General features: G+C 70.1%; 9 protein-coding genes. 8 read left to right on the top strand and 1 reads right to left on the bottom strand.

What is annotated here, in order from left to right; genetic code table 11:
- The first annotated feature begins 71 nt into the window (after nucleotides 1-71).
- From treS to DEW08_RS28480, 7 genes are all read left to right on the top strand, one after another.
- The gene (gene treS, locus DEW08_RS28510) at nucleotides 72-3,371 is read left to right on the top strand and encodes a maltose alpha-D-glucosyltransferase (RefSeq protein ID WP_109333775.1); all 3,300 of its coding nucleotides are present in this window, start codon (nucleotides 72-74) and stop codon (nucleotides 3,369-3,371) included.
- Between the two features lie 63 nt (nucleotides 3,372-3,434).
- Complete coding sequence (gene glgB / locus DEW08_RS28505; protein WP_109333773.1) at nucleotides 3,435-5,681, top strand: 1,4-alpha-glucan branching protein GlgB; 2,247 nt, start codon at nucleotides 3,435-3,437, stop codon at nucleotides 5,679-5,681.
- Nucleotides 5,682-5,842: 161 nt separating this feature from the next.
- The gene (glgX, locus tag DEW08_RS28500) at nucleotides 5,843-7,990 is read left to right on the top strand and encodes a glycogen debranching protein GlgX (RefSeq protein ID WP_109333771.1); all 2,148 of its coding nucleotides are present in this window, start codon (nucleotides 5,843-5,845) and stop codon (nucleotides 7,988-7,990) included.
- A 114-nt stretch (nucleotides 7,991-8,104) separates the two neighbouring features.
- Nucleotides 8,105-9,190 carry a response regulator gene (locus DEW08_RS28495; RefSeq protein ID WP_109333769.1) on the top strand — a complete coding sequence of 362 codons (1,086 nt, stop codon included), beginning with the start codon at nucleotides 8,105-8,107 and terminating at the stop codon, nucleotides 9,188-9,190.
- 161 nt (nucleotides 9,191-9,351) lie between these two features.
- Nucleotides 9,352-11,565, top strand: a complete 2,214-nt coding sequence (gene malQ, locus DEW08_RS28490; protein WP_109333767.1) for a 4-alpha-glucanotransferase — start codon at nucleotides 9,352-9,354, stop codon at nucleotides 11,563-11,565.
- A 165-nt stretch (nucleotides 11,566-11,730) separates the two neighbouring features.
- Entirely contained in the window at nucleotides 11,731-12,090 is a 360-nt protein-coding gene (locus DEW08_RS28485; protein ID WP_109333765.1) for an ArsR/SmtB family transcription factor, read from the top strand.
- 82 nt (nucleotides 12,091-12,172) lie between these two features.
- Nucleotides 12,173-12,724: an SRPBCC family protein gene (locus DEW08_RS28480; protein WP_109333763.1), complete on the top strand. Its 552-nt coding sequence runs from the start codon at nucleotides 12,173-12,175 to the stop codon at nucleotides 12,722-12,724.
- A 13-nt stretch (nucleotides 12,725-12,737) separates the two neighbouring features.
- Here DEW08_RS28480 and DEW08_RS28475 read toward each other — a convergent pair whose 3' ends face one another.
- Nucleotides 12,738-15,869 carry an efflux RND transporter permease subunit gene (locus DEW08_RS28475; protein ID WP_109333761.1) on the bottom strand — a complete coding sequence of 1,044 codons (3,132 nt, stop codon included), beginning with the start codon at nucleotides 15,867-15,869 and terminating at the stop codon, nucleotides 12,738-12,740.
- Between the two features lie 161 nt (nucleotides 15,870-16,030).
- Here DEW08_RS28475 and DEW08_RS28470 point away from each other — a divergent pair, with 161 nt between their 5' ends.
- A complete protein-coding gene (locus DEW08_RS28470; RefSeq protein WP_109333759.1) occupies nucleotides 16,031-17,236 on the top strand; it encodes a urate hydroxylase PuuD in 1,206 nt (401 codons plus the stop codon).
- The last annotated feature ends 47 nt before the right edge of the window (nucleotides 17,237-17,283 follow it).

Genomic DNA, 17,283 nt, shown 5'->3' with positions numbered 1-17,283 from the left:
CTCCGTGTCTGCGCGAGGACGGCGCGTCGCGACGCGTCGCGTAACAACTGGCCCGGGGAAGCGCTCCACCGATGATCGACAGGACCGACCGGCTTTGGTACAAGGACGCCGTCATCTATCAGCTTCACGTCAAGGCGTTCTACGACGCCGACAATGACGGGATCGGCGACTTCGCCGGTCTGACCCAGAAGCTGGATTACATCCAGGAACTGGGGGTGACGGCGATCTGGCTGCTGCCCTTCTACCCCTCGCCGCTGCGCGACGACGGGTACGACATCGCCGACTACACCTCGGTCAACCCGTCCTATGGCAACCTGAAGGACTTCAAGCGCTTCCTGAAGGAATGCCACGACCGCGGCCTGCGCGTGATCACCGAGCTGGTCATCAACCACACCTCCGACCAGCATCCGTGGTTCCAGCGCGCCCGGCAGGCCAGGCCCGGCTCGAACCACCGCAACTTCTACGTCTGGTCCGACACCGACCAGAAGTACCAGGGCACCCGCATCATCTTCTGCGACACCGAGAAGTCCAACTGGACCTGGGATCCGGTCGCCGGCGCCTATTACTGGCACCGCTTCTACTCGCACCAGCCCGACCTGAACTTCGACAATCCGGCGGTGCTGGCGGAGGTGCTGAAGGTCATGCGCTTCTGGCTGGACCTGGGGGTGGACGGGCTGCGCCTCGACGCCATCCCCTACCTGAAGGAGCGCGAGGGCACCAACAACGAGAATCTGCCGGAGACCCACGACGTCCTGAAGGCGATCCGCGCCGAGCTGGACAAGCATTACGAAGACCGCATGCTGCTGGCCGAGGCCAACCAGTGGCCGGAGGACGTGCTGCCCTATTTCGGCGATCCGGAGAAGGGCGGCGACGAATGCCACATGGCCTTCCACTTCCCGCTGATGCCGCGGATCTACATGGCCGTCGCCATGGAGGACCGCCACCCCATCGCCGACATCATGCGCCAGACGCCGGAGATCCCGTCCCTCAGCCAGTGGGCGATCTTCCTGCGCAACCATGACGAGCTGACGCTGGAAATGGTGACCGACAAGGAGCGGGACTATCTCTGGAACTTCTACGCCGCCGACCGGCGGATGCGCATCAACCTCGGCATCCGCCGCCGCCTCGCCGCCCTGCTGGAGAACGACCGGCGCAAGATCGAGCTGCTGAACAGCCTGCTGATGTCGATGCCCGGCACGCCGGTGCTCTATTACGGCGACGAGATCGGCATGGGCGACAACATCTATCTCGGCGACCGCGACGGCGTGCGCACCCCGATGCAATGGTCGATCGACCGCAACGGCGGCTTCTCGCGCGCCGACCCGGCCCGTCTCTACCTGCCGGCGGTCCTCGACCCGATCTACGGCTATCAGGCGGTCAACGTCGAGGCGCAGACCCGCAACCCGTCCTCGCTGCTGAACTGGATGAAGCGGCTGGTGGCGGTGCGCCAGCAGCGTCAGGTGTTCGGCCGCGGCAGCTTCCGCCTGCTCTATCCCGGCAACCGCAAGGTGCTGGCCTATGTCCGCTGCAGGGAGGGCGAACAGGGCGAGGAGATCGTCCTGTGCGTCGCCAACCTGTCGCGCTCGGCCCAGGCGGTCGAACTCGACCTCAAGCAGTTCAAGGGCCGCATCCCGGTGGAGATGCTGGGCCGGACGGTCTTCCCGCCGGTCGGCGACCTGCCCTACCTGCTGACCCTGCCGGCCTACGGCTTCTACTGGTTCGTGCTGGCGGTGGAGGCCGAGTTGCCCGCCTGGCACGAGACGATGCCGGAGCCGGTGCCCGACCTGCTGACCGTCGTGATGCGCGCCGGCTGGCACGGCATCACCACCGGCCGCGCCGCGCAGGAGCTGGCGCGCGACATCCTGCAGGCCTTCCTGCCCAAGCAGCGCTGGTTCGCCGCCAAGGACCGCCGGGTGGAGGCCGCCCAGGTGTCGCTGGCCGCCGAGCTTCCCGGCCCCGGCGACGGCTTCCTGATGACGCGGGTGGAGATCGCGCTCGACGACGGCGGCAGCCAGTCCTATCTGGTGCCGCTGGCGATGAGCTGGGAGGATGCCGCCGGCACCGCGAGCTGGCCGCTGATGCCCTACACGCTCGCCAAGGTCCGCCGCGGGCCGAGGACGGGCGCCATCTACGACGCGGTGCAGGCCGACAGCTTCGTGCTGTCGCTGGTGGCGGCGCTGCGCGAGGGGCGGACGCAGACCACCCCCTACGGCACCATCCGCTTCGCCCCGACCGAGCGCCTGGCCGAGGTCGAGCTGCCGCCGGAGGCCGGGGTGCGCCGGCTGGGGGTGGAGCAGTCCAACAGCTCCGTCCTGGTCGACGACAGCATGGTGGTGAAGATCTTCCGCCGCCTGACCGCCGGCGCCCATCCGGAGCTGGAGATGGGCCGCTTCCTGACGGAGGTCGTCGGCTTCGCCAACACCCCGGCGCTGCTGGGCGCGGTGGAGCATATCGACGACAACGGCACGCCGACCGCGCTCGCCGTCGTGCAGAGCTTCGTCCGCAACCAGGGCGACGGCTGGGCCAGCACCGTCGAGTCGCTGGAGCGCGAACTGGAGGACATCCGGCTCGGCGTCGCCCGCACCACCGAGGATGCGGCGGAAGGGGGCGAGCCCTATTCCATCCACCTGACCATGGTGGAGACGCTGGGCCGGCGCACGGCGGAGCTGCATGCCGCCCTCGCCACCGTCACGGGCGACCCTTCCTTCGATCCGGAGCCGGTCACCCGCGACGACCTCGCCGCCTGGGCCGCCGCGGTGCGGACGCAGGCCGACGCCGCCTTCACCGCGCTGTCCGGCGCGGCGGAGCGGCTGAGCGGACCGGTGCGCGAGGACGTCGACCGGCTGCTCGCCGACCGCAAGGCCGTCGAGCGGCGCCTGGCCGAGCTGACGGCGCTGGATCCCGCCTGCATGAAGACGCGCATCCACGGCGACTACCATCTGGGCCAGGTGCTGCGGGCGCAGAACGACTGGTACATCATCGACTTCGAAGGCGAGCCGGTGAAGACGTTGGAGGAACGGCGTGCCAAGCACAGCCCGCTGCGCGACGTGGCGGGGATGCTGCGCTCCTTCAACTATGCGGCCTGGGCGGCGCTGTTCCGGCTGGACGGCGGGGGCGAGCTGCCGCAGCCGGTGGTGGACGCCGCCCTCGACTGGGAGCGGCGGAGCGTCGCAGCCTTCCTCGACGGCTACCGGGCGGCCATCGCCGACAGCCCGAGCTGGCCGCGGGAGGAGGACGCGGCGACGGGGCTGCTGACCCTGTTCCTGCTGGAGAAGGCCTTCTACGAGATCGCCTACGAGGCGGCCAACCGGCCGAACTGGATCGGCATTCCGGTCAAAGGGGTGCTCGGCCTGTTGGACGAAGCGTCTTGAATGGTGTGACGATATCGCCGGCGGTATGTTCACGCCACGAGTGGTTCCAGGGGAGTCCAGCCGATGCCGAATGAAGTCCGCACGGGAATCCGCGCCGAGGAGCAGCGTCTCGCATCGCTGCGCGGCGGGGTGGAGGCGGTGGTCCGTGCCGATCACGGCGATCCCTTCGCCATCCTCGGCATGCACCAGGGCGGGGAAGGGGAGCCGGTCGAGGTCCGCAGCTTCCTCCCCGGCGCGCTGCGCGTCTGGGTGATCGACAGCACCACCGGCGAGGTGGCCGGCGAGGCGGAGCGCGTCCATGAGGACGGCTTCTTCATCGCCGTGCTGGCCGACCGCACGCAGCGCTTCCGCTATCGCCTGCGGGTGGAGTTCCCGCTGACGACGACGGAGTTCGAGGATGCCTACCGCTTCGGCCCGGTGCTGGGCGAGCTGGACATCCATCTGCTGGGCGAGGGCACCCATCTGCGCGCCTACGAGCGGCTGGGCGCCCACCCGCGCGAGGTGGACGGCGTGCCCGGCGTCGCCTTCGCCGTCTGGGCGCCGAGCGCCCGGCGGGTCAGCGTGGTCGGCGACTTCTGCGACTGGGACGGTCGCCGCCTGCCGATGCGCAAGCGCGTGGAGGTCGGCGTCTGGGAGATCTTCGTGCCGCACGCCGGCGTCGGCCAGCGCTACAAGTTCGAGATCAAGGGACCGGGCGGCAACCTGCTGCCGCTGAAGGCCGACCCCTACGCCTTCCAGGCGGAGATGCGGCCGCTGACCGCCTCCGTCGTCCACGGCCTGCCGCACTACCAGTGGCAGGACGAGGAGTGGATGCGCAGCCGCGCCTCCACCGCCGACCGCAAGGCGCCGGTCTCGATCTACGAGGTGCATCTCGGCTCCTGGATGCGGGCGCCCGACGAGGACAACCGCTTCCTGACCTATGCCGAGCTGGCGGAGCGGCTGATCCCCTACGTCACCGACATGGGCTTCACCCATATCGAGCTGCTGCCGATCACCGAGCACCCGTTCGACGGCTCCTGGGGCTACCAGCCGATCGGGCTCTACGCCCCGACCAGCCGCCACGGCACGCCGGAGGATTTCAAGGCCTTCGTCGACGCCTGCCACCGGGCGGGAATCGGCATCCTGCTGGACTGGGTGCCCGGCCATTTCCCGACCGACCAGCACGGGCTCGGCCTGTTCGACGGAACCCATCTCTATGAGCATGCCGACCCGCGCCAGGGCTACCACCAGGACTGGAACACGCTGATCTACAATTTCGGGCGGACGGAGGTGTCGAACTTCCTGCTCGACAACGCGCTGTTCTGGCTCGACCACTACCGGCTGGACGGGCTGCGCGTCGATGCCGTCGCCTCGATGCTCTACCTCGACTACAGCCGCAAGGAGGGGGAGTGGATCCCCAACCGCTTCGGCGGGCGGGAGAACCTGGAGGCCATCGCCTTCCTCAAGCGGATGAACGAACTGGCCTACGGCAACAATGCCGGTGCCATGACGGTGGCGGAGGAATCGACCTCCTGGCCGATGGTGTCGAAGCCGACGTATCTCGGCGGGCTCGGCTTCGGCTACAAGTGGAACATGGGGTGGATGCACGACACGCTGAACTACATGTCGAAGGATCCGATCCACCGCCGCTACCATCACCACGACATGACCTTCGGGCTGATCTATCAGTTCTCGGAGAATTTCGTCCTGCCGCTCAGCCATGACGAGGTGGTGCACGGCAAGGGCTCGCTGATCGCCAAGATGCCGGGCGACGACTGGCAGAAGTTCGCCAACCTGCGCGCCTATTACGGCTTCATGTTCGCCCATCCCGGCAAGAAGCTGCTGTTCATGGGCGGCGAGTTCGCGCAGTGGCGGGAGTGGAACTACAACCAGAGCCTGGACTGGCACCTGCTGGAGGAGGCGCCGCACAAGGGCATCCAGAGCCTGATCCGCGACCTGAACCGCATCTACCGGACGCAGCCGGCGCTCCACCGCACCGACTGCGACCCGTCGGGCTTCGAGTGGATCGAATCGAACGACAACGAGAACTCGGTCTACAGCTTCCTGCGCAAGGCCGACGATCCGGAGCATGTGCTGGTCGTGGTGTGCAACTTCACCCCGGTTCCGCGCCAGGGCTACCGCGTCGGCGTGCCGCTGCCCGGCCGCTATGCCGAGGTGATGAACACCGACGCGCCGGAGTATGGCGGCAGCGGAGTCGGCAACGCCGGCGGCCTCGACGCCGAGGAGACGAGCTGGCACGGCCGCCCCTACTCGCTGGATCTGACGATTCCGCCGCTGGGGACGCTGATTCTGGAGCGCAGGCCAACCTGATATATCACCCGGCGCTTGACGGGGGAGTGGGGAGGCTTTCTTATCGAAGATCTTGCCTCCTCAACGTCCCCCGAAGCGCCTCCTGCCATGATGACCACCCACCTCCGGCCTCCTGGCGTCGCCTCCTTTCTCCCTCAGGGGAGAGAGGGGATGGAGGCCTGATGCCCCCTGCTCCCCTGCGCACCGCCGTCTGGCCCGGCAAGCCCTATCCGCTGGGCGCCACCTGGGACGGGTTCGGGGTCAATTTCGCGCTGTTCTCCGCCCATGCCGAGAAGGTGGAGCTGTGCCTGTTCGACAAGACCGGCCAGCGGGAGATCGAGCGGATCGCCCTGCCGGAGCATACCGACGAGGTCTGGCACGGCTATCTGCCGGACGCCCGGCCGGGGCTGCTCTACGGCTACCGCGTCCACGGCCCCTACGAGCCGGGGGCGGGGCACCGCTTCAATCCCAACAAGCTGCTGATCGATCCCTATGCGAAGGCGCTGTTCGGCGGCTTCAAGTGGTCGGACGCCCATTACGGCTACCGGGTCGGCTCGACGCGGGAGGATCTGTCCTTCGACCGGCGGGACAACGCCCGCGGCATGCCGAAATGCCGGGTGGTCGACCGCGCCTTCACCTGGGGCAGCGACCGCCATCCCGCCACCCCCTGGCCCGACACCATCGTCTACGAGACGCATGTCCGCGGCTTCACCATGCGCCATCCGGAGGTGCCGGCCCCGCTGCGCGGCACCTTCGCCGGCCTCTCCACCCATGCCGTGGTCGATTACCTGAAGGCGCTGGGCATCACCTCGGTCGAGCTTCTGCCGGTCCATGCGGTGGCGGACGAGCAGCACCTCGTCTCCCGCGGGATGACCAACTACTGGGGCTACAACAGCATCGGCTTCTTCGCGCCGGAGCCGCGCTACATGACCACCGGCGTGCTGTCGGAGTTCAAGACCATGGTCGCCCGCCTGCACGAGGCGGGGATCGAGGTCATCCTGGACGTGGTCTACAACCACACCGCCGAGGGCAACCACCTGGGCCCGACGCTGAGCTTCAAGGGCATCGACAACCTCAGCTACTACCGGCTGCTGCCGGACAACCCGCGCTTCTACATCAACGACACCGGGACCGGGAACACGCTGAACTTCGCCCATCCGCGCGTCGTGCAGATGGCGATGGACAGCCTGCGCTACTGGGTCACCGACATGCATGTCGACGGCTTCCGCTTCGACCTCGGCACCGTGCTGGCGCGCGAGCCTTATGGCTACGACCCCGGGTCGGGCTTCCTCGACGCGGTGCGCCAGGACCCGGTGCTGGCCGAGGTGAAGCTGATCGCCGAGCCCTGGGACGTCGGCCCCGGCGGCTATCAGGTCGGCAACTTCCCGCCGGGCTGGGCGGAGTGGAACGACCGCTTCCGCGACACGGTGCGGCGCTACTGGCGCGGCGACCAGGGGATGCTGCCGGAGCTGGCCGGCCGCATCGCCGGCTCGGCCGACCTGTTCGAGAAGCGCGGGCGCCGCCCCTGGGCGAGCGTCAACTTCGTCACCGCCCATGACGGCTTCACCCTGCACGACCTCGTCTCCTACAGCGAGAAGCACAACTGGGCCAACGGGGAGGAGAACCGCGACGGCCATTCCGCCAACCACTCCGCCAACTATGGCGTGGAGGGGGAGACGGCGGACCCCGCCATCCTCGCGGTGCGGGCGCGGCAGAAACGCAACCTGCTGGCCACGCTGATGCTGTCGCAGGGCACCCCGATGATGCTGGCGGGCGACGAGCTGAACCACAGCCAGAAGGGCAACAACAACGCCTATTGCCAGGACAACGACCTGACCTGGCTGGACTGGGCGCGCGGGTTGAAGGACGGGGCGCCGCTGCTGGCCTTCGTCAGGCGCCTGATCGCGCTGCGCAAGGCCCATCCGGTGCTGCGCCGGCCGCTGTTCCTGCACGGGCGCGAGGTGGCGGCCAACGGGCTGAAGGACATCGTCTGGTACAATCCGCAGGGGCAGGAGAAGACGGCCGAGCACTGGCGCAACGTCGAGGCGCGCTGCATCAGCCTGCTGCTGAACGGCCGCGCCGGCCGCCACGCCGGGCCGGACGGCCAGCCGCTGGAGGACGGCGTCCTGCTGATCGTGCTGAACGCGCATGCGGAGCTGATGTCGGTCCTGCTGCCGGAGGTGCCGGGCGGGCGCGGCTGGCGCTGCGTGCTCGACACCCGCAGCGCGGACGGGGCGGGGGACGAGCGCATCTACCTGTCCGGCCGGCCGCTGATGGTGGACGCGCGCAGCACGCTCGTCTTCACCCTTGTCGAGCAGCCGGGCTACTGACCCGGCCGCGGACTTCGTGCCGCAGCAGCGCTTTGCCTGCGTTACGTGTACGCCCGGTCCGTGCTACTGTTGCGCCCGCGGCGGGAGCTCCGCCGCGGGCGTCCGGGTAGGGCCATGGCCGAGTATGATTTTTCCCAGGTCGATGCCGCGATCATCGACACGCAGCACAATCCCGCGCGCGTCCTGCGCGAGGTTCTGGCGCGGCTGGGGTTCCGCCGGGTCGAGATCTTCGATTCGGCGCGGACGGCGGCCGGCCTGCTCGGCAGCGGCACGCCCGACCTGATGCTGATCGACGCCGATTCGGAGGAGGCGGAGACCCTGCGCTTCATCCGCGCCGTCCGCCACGAGCTGACCACCGCCAACCCCTACGCCTGCGTCATCGTGACCACCTGGCAGCCGACCTCGACCCTGCTGATGCGGGTGAAGAATGCCGGCGCCGACGACCTGCTGATGAAGCCGGTGTCGCCCAAGCAGGTGCAGGACCGGATCGCCAGCCTGATCGAGGCGCGCAAGGGCTTCGTCGTCACCGCCGACTACACCGGCCCCGACCGCCGCAAGGCTCCGCGCGAAGGCACCCAGATCCCGGTGCTGGAGGCGCCGAACACCCTGCGGCTGAAGGCGACCGGCCGCTTCACCCAGGCCGCCGCGCGCTCGCTGCTGACCGAGGCCAACCGCTTCGTCACCGAACAGAAGCGGCTGCGCATCGGCATCCAGATCGCCTTCCTGATCGAATTCGCGCTGATCGGCTTGGCCCAGCCGGTGCCCGAGCGCATGGCGGTGGAGCATCTCGCCCGCGTCCCCGGCTTCATCGACGAGCTGCTGCGCCGCCTCGACCAGGAGGAGGGCGACCATGCGGCGGTGGAGGCGGTCGGCCGCTCGCTGCGCGCCATGGCCGAGGCGGTGCGCGGCCAGGCGGAAAGCGGTCCGGTGAACGCCCGTGACCTCACCGAGCTGCAGCTCACCACCAACACGCTGCTGCACGCCGTCGACCCGTCCCGCCCGCTGGAGGCGATGGCCGCCGAGGTCTCCACCGCCGTCATCGGCTACCGCACCCGGCTCGAACAGATGGCCCAGGCCAAGGCGGCCGCGGCGCAGCCTCCGGCGCCGCCCCCCGATCCGCCCCCCGATCCGGCGGCCGATCCGGTGGGGGAGACGGCGCCTGCTGACCCCGCCGGCGCGGCCACCGCTGCGACGGGTTGACGCGGCCGGGCGCAGCAACCGCGCCGCCGGCCTGTTGTCCCGATGGTCCGGGCTGGACGGCGCGGGCCGGCTCGGGCGATGTTCGGGGCACTGTTTCGACTGGCGCCTTTCCCCGTCCCGCGGCGGGGCGGCGCCGCGGGCACACTGTTCGGGGATACGGCATGAGCGTTCTGGACCGGCTGGCCGGCTTGGCGGGGATCGAACCCTTCTACCACGACATCTGGGGCAACCGGCGGGAGACCTCCGACGCGACGAAGCGGGCGCTGCTGCGCGCGATGGGGCTGGCGGCCGGGACGGATGACGAGGCCCAGGCCAGCCTGCGCCGCCTGGACGAGGCGGGGTGGCGCCGGCTGCTGCCCCCCGTCCTGGTGGTGGAGGAGGGGGAACTGCCGGACCTCGCCGTGGCGCTGCCCGCGGGGATGGACGATGCCGAGCTCGCCTGGTGGCTGACCGAGGAATCGGGCTTCGCCCACAGCGGCCATGCCCGCGTCGGCGAGCTGCCGCAATCCGGGACCGCCGTGCTGGAGGGATTGGCCTTCGAGCGGCGCACGCTGGCGGCCCGGCTGCCGGTGCGGCTGCCGCTGGGATACCACCGGCTGACGGTGACGGTGCGCCTGCCGGGCGTGGGCGGGACGCTGGAGGGCACCACCACCCTGATCCTGACCCCCGCCCGCTGCATGACGGTGGACGAGGCGGTGCCGGGCGGCCGGACCTGGGGCATCGGCGTCCAGCTCTACTCGCTGCGCAGCGACGAGGATTGGGGCGTCGGCGATTTCTCGGTGCTCGGCCGCTTCGCCGAGGTGGCGGCCCGGCAGGGGGCGGGGCTGGTCGGGCTGAACCCGCTGCATGCGCTGTTCCCCGCCGACCCCAACCACATCGGCCCCTATTCGCCGTCGAGCCGCAGCTTCCTCAACATCCTCTACATCGACCCCGCCGCGGTGCCGGAGCTGGACTCGACTCCCGGCGCGCAGGAGCAGATCGCCTCTCCCGCCTTCCGGCAACGGCTGGCCGCCGCCCGCACGGCGGCGCTGGTCGACTACCCGCTGGCCGCCGGCCTGAAGCTGCCGGTGCTGGAGGCGCTGCACGCCACCTTCCGGTCGCTGCCCGCCGACCATCCGCGCCGCCAGTCCTTCGAGGCCTTCCGGCAGGTGATGGGCGAGCCGCTGCGCCGGCAGGCGGTGTTCGAGGCGCTGCACGAGCATTTCTTCCGCCAGGACGCCACCAGGTGGATGTGGCGGAGCTGGCCGCCGGCCTACCACAACCCGGCGAGCCCGGAAGTCGAGGCCTTCGCCGCCGGGAAGGCCGACCGCGTCGCCTTCTACGAATATCTGCAGTGGGAGGCGGACCGGCAGCTCGGCACGGCGGCGGAGCGGGGCAGGGCGGCCGGGCTTTCGGTCGGCTTCTACCGCGACCTCGCGGTGGCGGTGCATCCCGGTGGCGGTGCCGCCTGGGCCGACCAGGGCATCCTGGTGCAGGGCGCCAATGTCGGGGCGCCGCCCGACCAGTTCAACCTGAAGGGCCAGAACTGGGGCCTCGCGCCCCTGTCGCCGATCGGCCTGCGCGAGGCGGCCTACGGCCCCTTCGTGGCGCTGCTGCGCTCCAACATGCGCCATGCCGGGGCGCTGCGCATCGACCATGTCATGGCGCTGCAGCACCTGTTCTGGATCCCGGAGGACGGCAGCGACGGCGCCTACGTCGAATATCCCTTCCGCGACCTGCTGCGCATCGTGGCGCTGGAGAGCCGGCGCAACCGCTGCATCGTCATCGGCGAGGATCTCGGCACGGTGCCGGAGGGATTCCGGCCGGCGCTGGAGCGGGCGGGCATCCTCAGCTACCGCGTGCTGTATTTCGAGCGGTCGGCCGATGGCGGCTTCAAGGCTCCGGCGGAGTATCCGCAGGGTGCGCTCGCCAGCGTCAGCACCCATGACCTCGCCGCCTTCAAGGGCTTCTGGACCGGCCACGACCTCGACTGGCGCCGCCGGCTCGACCTCTATCCGACCGAGGCCGCCCGCGACCGCGACGCCTGGGACCGCGGCGTCGACCGCTGGCGCCTGCTGCAGGCGCTCGGCCGGGAAGGGCTGCGCCCGGCCAGCTACCCGACCGACGAGGGCGACCAGCCCTACCGTCCGGAGCTGGCCGCCGCCGTCCACGCCTACATGGCCCGCACCCCCTCGCAGATCGTCATGGCGCAGATCGAGGACGCCCTGCAGGAGGTCGAACAGGCCAACCTGCCCGGCACGGTCGACGAGCACCCCAACTGGCGCCGCCGCCTGTCGGTGACGGTGGAGCAGCTTGCCGAGGATCCGGAGGTGCAGCGCATCCTGGCCCCGCTGAAGGACCCGGCCGCCGGCCGCGGCGGCACGCCGACGGGCTGAGACGGGCCGCGGGGGCGGGACACTGCCGGCGCCCCGCGCCCTCCCCGGGGTCGGCCGGCCACCCGACCCGCGCCAGCCCGGCCCCCGCCGCGCTCCGGCAAGAACCGGGCGAAATGCTCAACTATATGGTTGACTAAACGGCGCACCGCCCCTATTCTCAACCATATGGTTGATAATCAAGCGATGATCCTGGATGGCGTCTTCCATGCCCTGTCCGATCCGACGCGGCGCGCAATGCTGCGCTCGCTGGCGGAGGGGGAGCGGAACATCGGGGAGCTTGCGGCCCCCTTCGCCATGTCCCTCGCGGCGGCCTCCAAGCATGTGAAGGTGCTGGAGCAAGCGGGGCTGGTCCGGCGCCGGGTGGTGGGACGGACCCATCTCTGCCGAATCGACCCGTCACCGCTCGCCGCGGCGGAGGACTGGCTGCGCTTCTACGAGCGGTTCTGGACCGGTCGTCTCGACCGGCTGGAAGCGCTGCTCGACCAGGACGAAACGGACAAGAGCCGGTCCGGCGGCGGGAGGTAACCACCGCTCCGGCCCCCTCCACGACCCGTCCGGCACCGGACGGGCGGCCCTGCCTTTCACCATCAACAGCGGAGATTCGGAGATGAACGGGTTCGCGGAGCGTCTGTCTTCCGATGCGGTGCGGTTCGAGCGGCTGTTGCCCGGCCCGATCGGGCGCGTCTGGTCCTATCTGGTCGAGTCCGACAAGCGCAGCCAATGGCTCGCCGCCGGCGAGATGGAACCGCGCGCCGGTGTGTCGTTCGAGCTGCTTTTCAACAACGGCCGGCTGTCTCCGGGGGCACCGGCGCCGGAGCGGTTCCGCCATTTCGACAAGCCGATGGCCACCGGCCATAGGGTTCTGCGCTGCGATCCGCCGAGGCTGCTCGCCTTCAGTTGGGGCGGCCGGGCGGAGGCTCCCTCGGAGGTGACCATCGAACTGAGCGAGGAGGGCGACAAGGTCCGGCTGGTCCTGACCCACCGGCGGCTTCCCGCCGATGGCTCCCTTCTCACCGTGTCGGGCGGCTGGCACACCCACCTCGCCATCCTCGCCGACCGGCTGGCCGGGCGCGAACCACCGGCCCTCTGGCCGCTGTTCGACGAGATGCACCGGGCCTATTCGGAGCGCTTCGGCGCCGAACCGGCCGTCACGGGATAAGGTCGCCGCGTCCTCACTCCGCCGGCATCCCCGGCGCCTCGGCGTCGGGGTCCTTGTGGGCGAAGCGGCGCTTCAGGCGGGTGGAGAGGCCGTCGAGGTACGTCAGGATCACCGGCACCACCACCAGCGTCAGCAGGGTGGAGCTGATGAGGCCGCCGATCACCGCGTGCGCCATGGGGGCGCGCTGCTGCGCCCCCTCTCCCAGGCCGAGCGCCAGCGGGATCATGCCGAAGATCATCGCCATGGTCGTCATGATGATCGGGCGCAGGCGGATGATGCCGGCCTCCACCACCGCGTCGCGCAGGTCGGCACCGCGGGCGCGGGCCTGGTTGGCGAAATCGACCAGCAGGATGGCGTTCTTGGTCACCAGCCCCATCAGCATGATGAAGCCGATGGCGCTGAAGATGTTCAGCGTGCTGCCCGCCGCCAGCAGGCCGAGGAACACGCCGACCAGCGACAGCGGCAGCGACGCCATGATGGCGACCGGCTGGAGGAAGCTGCCGAACTGCGAGGCGAGGATCAGGTAGATCAGGATGACGGCCAGCGCCAGCGCCTGGGCGGCATAGCCGGTCGTCTCGGCGATGTCCTTGGTGGAGCCGCCATAGACGATGCGGTAGCCCGGCGGCAGCTCGATCGCCGCCAGCGCCGCCTGCAGTTCCCGGCCGGCGTCGCCGACGGCGCGGCCCTGCACGTTGGCCTGCACGTTCACCTCGCGCTGCAGGTCGCGGCGGTTGATCTGCGAGGCGCCCAGCGTCGTCTCCACATGGCTGACCTGGGACAGCGGCACCATGCGCGGCGTGCCGTTGGCATCGGCGCTGCCGGTCAGGTAGATGCGGTCGAGGTCGGCGCGGCCCGTCCGGCTGGTCTCCGGCAGACGGACCAGCACGTCGTAGCTCTCGCCGTCCGGCGCCTTCCAGCTCGACACCTTGTCGCCGGCGAACAGCGGGCGCAGCGTCTCGGCCACCTGGCCGGTGCCGATGCCGAGGTCGCTGGCGATCTCGCGGTCGAGCCGCACCGACAGGGTCGGCTTGGCCGCCTTCAGCGTCGTGTCGAGATCGACGAATCCGGCGATCCCGCGCATCGCCTCCACCACCCGGCGGGAGATGCGGTCGAGCTCGGCGATGTCGCGGCCCTGGACCGACACCTGGATCTGCTTCTGGGTGCCGCCGACGCCGGGAATGCCGACGCCGGCCGTGATGCCGGGAATGGCCGACAGCCGGTCGCGGAGCAGCGGGGCGAGGTCGTTGGGCGAGCGCCGGCGCTGCTCGATCGGCTTGTAGCGGATGTAGACGCTGCCGCGGTTCTTGCCGACCGACACGCCGGTGTTGACCGTGGTGTAGGTGTAGGCGATCTCCGGAAACTCGCGGATCGCCGCCTCCACCTGCCGCATCTTGGCCGCGGTGTAGTCGAGGGAGGAGCCCACCGGCGTCTCCACGTCGATCACCTGTTCGCCGAGGTCGGCGGCCGGCACGAACTCCACGCCGATGCGCGGGACGAGCGCGAAGCTGCCGAAGAAGATCAGCCCCGCCGCCAGCAGCACCAGCCAGCGCCGGCGCAGCGCCAGCCGCAGCATCCGGCCATAGCCGTGGGCGATGCGCTCGAACCCCCGCTCGAAGGCGGCGGCGAAGCGGCCGAAGGGGCCGCGGCCGTGGCGCCCGTGGGCCGCCGGGTCGTACCACAGGCTGGACAGCATGGGGTCGAGCGTGAAGGAGACGAACAGCGAGATCAGCACGGCAGCCGAGACGGTGACGCCGAACTGGAAGAAGAAGCGCCCGATGATGCCGCCCATGAAGGCGACCGGCAGGAAGACCGCGACGATGGTCAGCGTGGTGGCCAGCACGGCCAGCCCGATCTCCGCCGTGCCGTCCAGCGCCGCCTGCCGGTGGGTCTGGCCGCGGCCGAGATGGCGCATGATGTTCTCGCGCACCACGATGGCGTCGTCGATCAGGATGCCGATGGCGAGCGACAGCGCCATCAGCGTCATGACGTTCAGCGTGAAGCCGAAGGCGGCCAGCACCCCGAAGGTGCCGAGCACCGCCACCGGCAGGGTCAGCGAGGTGATGACGGTGCTGCGCCAGGAGCCCAGGAAGATCATCACGATCAGCACGGTCAGCGCGCCGCCTTCCACCAGGGTGCGCTGCACGTTGGTCAGCGAGTTGGTGATCCCGCGGGAGCTGTCGCGCACCACCTCCAGCGTCACGTCGGAGGGCAGCGAGCCGGCCGCCTTCAGCTCGTCGATGGCGCGGTAGAGGCCGCGGGCGACCTCCACCGTGTTGGAACCCTGGATCTTCACGATGTCGACGGCGAGCGCCGGCACCCCGTTGAAGAGGGCCGCCGAGTCCTGCTCCTCCTGCCCGTCCAGCACCTCCGCCACCTGGCCGAGCCGCACCGGGGCGCCGCCGCGGCGCGCCACGATCAGGTCGAGCATCTGGCGCGGCTCCGCCACCCGGCCGTCCACCTGCACCACCCGCTCCGCCCCGTTGCCGGAGACGGTGCCGGCCGGCACGTCCTGGTTCTCGCTGCGGATGGTGCGGATCACCTCGTCCACGCCGATGTGCAGCGCCTCCAGCCGTTCGGGCTTCAGGCGCACCAGGATCTGGCGCTTCACGCCGCCGGCGATGGTCGCCTTGCCGACGCCGCGGGCGTTCTGCAGCCGCTTCACGATGATCTGGTCGGTCAGGGTGGTGAGGTCGCGCAGGCCGCGGATGTCCGACTTCACCGCGATCGACAGGATGGGCTGGTCGTCGGGGTTGAAGCGGGTGATCTGCGGGTCCTTCACCTCGTCGCGGAAGGCGGCGCGGATGGCCGAGACCTTCTCGCGCACGTCCTGCAGCGCCTGGGCCGAGGCGGTCTTCAGGTCGAACTCGGCGATCACCACCGACTGCCCCTCGTAGGAGCGGGAGGTCAGCGTCTTGATGCCGGCGATGGTGTTGACCGCATCCTCCACCGGGCGGGTCACGTCGGTCTCGACCGATTCCGGGCTGGCGCCGGGATACTGGGTCGAGACCACCACCACCGGGAAATCGACGTCGGGGAACTGGTCGACCCCCAGCCGCTGGTAGGAGAACAGGCCCAGCACCATCAGGGCCACCATCATCATGGTGGCGAAGACGGGGTTATCGACACTGATGCGGGTAATCGGCATGACCGGCCCTCGTCACGAACGGCCCCGGTGATAGCACAGGCCGCCGGGACGACCCTTCACGATTCTTTGAAGCAGTTCGCGCGGCTGCCGCGCTTCCGCCCCGCGCCCGTCCGGCCTTACAGTTGTCCCGGTCATGGTGCGGCGCGAAGGAGGCGGGCGGGATGGATCCGATCATCTGGGAGTGGGTCAACCTGTTGGGCCGGTGGCTGCACGTCGTCACCGCGGTCGCCTGGATCGGATCGTCCTTCTATTTCATCCATCTCGACGCCTCGCTGAGGCGGCGCGACCACCTGCCGGCCGGCACGGCGGGGGAGGCCTGGCAGATCCACGGCGGCGGCTTCTACCACATGCAGAAGTATCTGGTCGCCCCGCCGCGGCTGCCCGACGAGCTGACCTGGTTCAAGTGGGAGGCCTACACCACCTGGATCAGCGGCTTCTTCCTGATGTGCGTCCTCTATTACCGCGGCGCCGACCTGTTCCTGATCGACGCGGAGGTGCTGGCGCTGCAGCCCTGGCAGGCGGTGGCGATCAGCGTCGCGGCGCTCGCCGCCGGCTGGCTCGCCTATGACGGGCTGTGCCGGTCGCCGCTGGGGCGCAACGACGCGGCCCTCGCCGCCGCGGGGTTCGTGCTGCTGGTGGCGACGGCCTGGGCGATGACCCGGCTGTTCAGCGGACGCGGCGCCATGCTGCAGATGGGCGCCCTGATGGGCACCATGATGGCGGCGAACGTCTTCCTGGTCATCATGCCGAACCAGCGCAGGACCATCGCCGCCATGCTGCGCGGCGAGACGCCGGATCCGGCCCTGGGGAAGAAGGCGAAGCAGCGGTCGCTGCACAACAACTACCTGACGCTGCCGGTCATCTTCCTGATGATCGGCAACCACTATCCGCTGGCGACCTCCACCCGCTTCAACTGGGTGATCGTCGCCATCGTGCTGGTGGCCGGCGCGGCGATCCGCCATTTCTTCAACTCGCGCCACGCCGGCAAGCCGACGCCCTGGTGGACCTGGGGCGTGGCCGCCGCCGGCATGCTGGCGGCGGTCTGGCTGAGCGGCTTCGGCCCCGCCCTTCCGGCCGGCGACAGCGCCGCCACCCGGCCGGCCGGCCCACGAGCCAGGGTCGGCCTCGCCGAGGTGGAGGAGATCGTCTCCACCCGCTGCACCATGTGCCATGCCGCCCAGCCGGTGTGGGAGGGCATCGTCACCGCGCCGCGCGGCGTCACGCTCGACAGCCCGGCGGCCATCCTGCGCCATGCCGGGGCGATCCGCGTGCAGGCCGGGCTCAGCCGTGCTATGCCGCCCGCCAACGTGACCGGCCTGACCGCCGGGGAGCGCGCCGTGCTGGCCGCCTGGACCGGGCGAGAGTGACGGCCGGGCGGCACCACGAAGAACGGCCGGCAAACGGCGGCCGAAAG

This window comes from Azospirillum thermophilum (assembly GCF_003130795.1).
Taxonomy (GTDB): domain Bacteria; phylum Pseudomonadota; class Alphaproteobacteria; order Azospirillales; family Azospirillaceae; genus Azospirillum; species Azospirillum thermophilum.
Note: the sequence above shows the minus strand (reverse complement) of the source record. Positions and strands in the feature narration are given on the sequence as shown.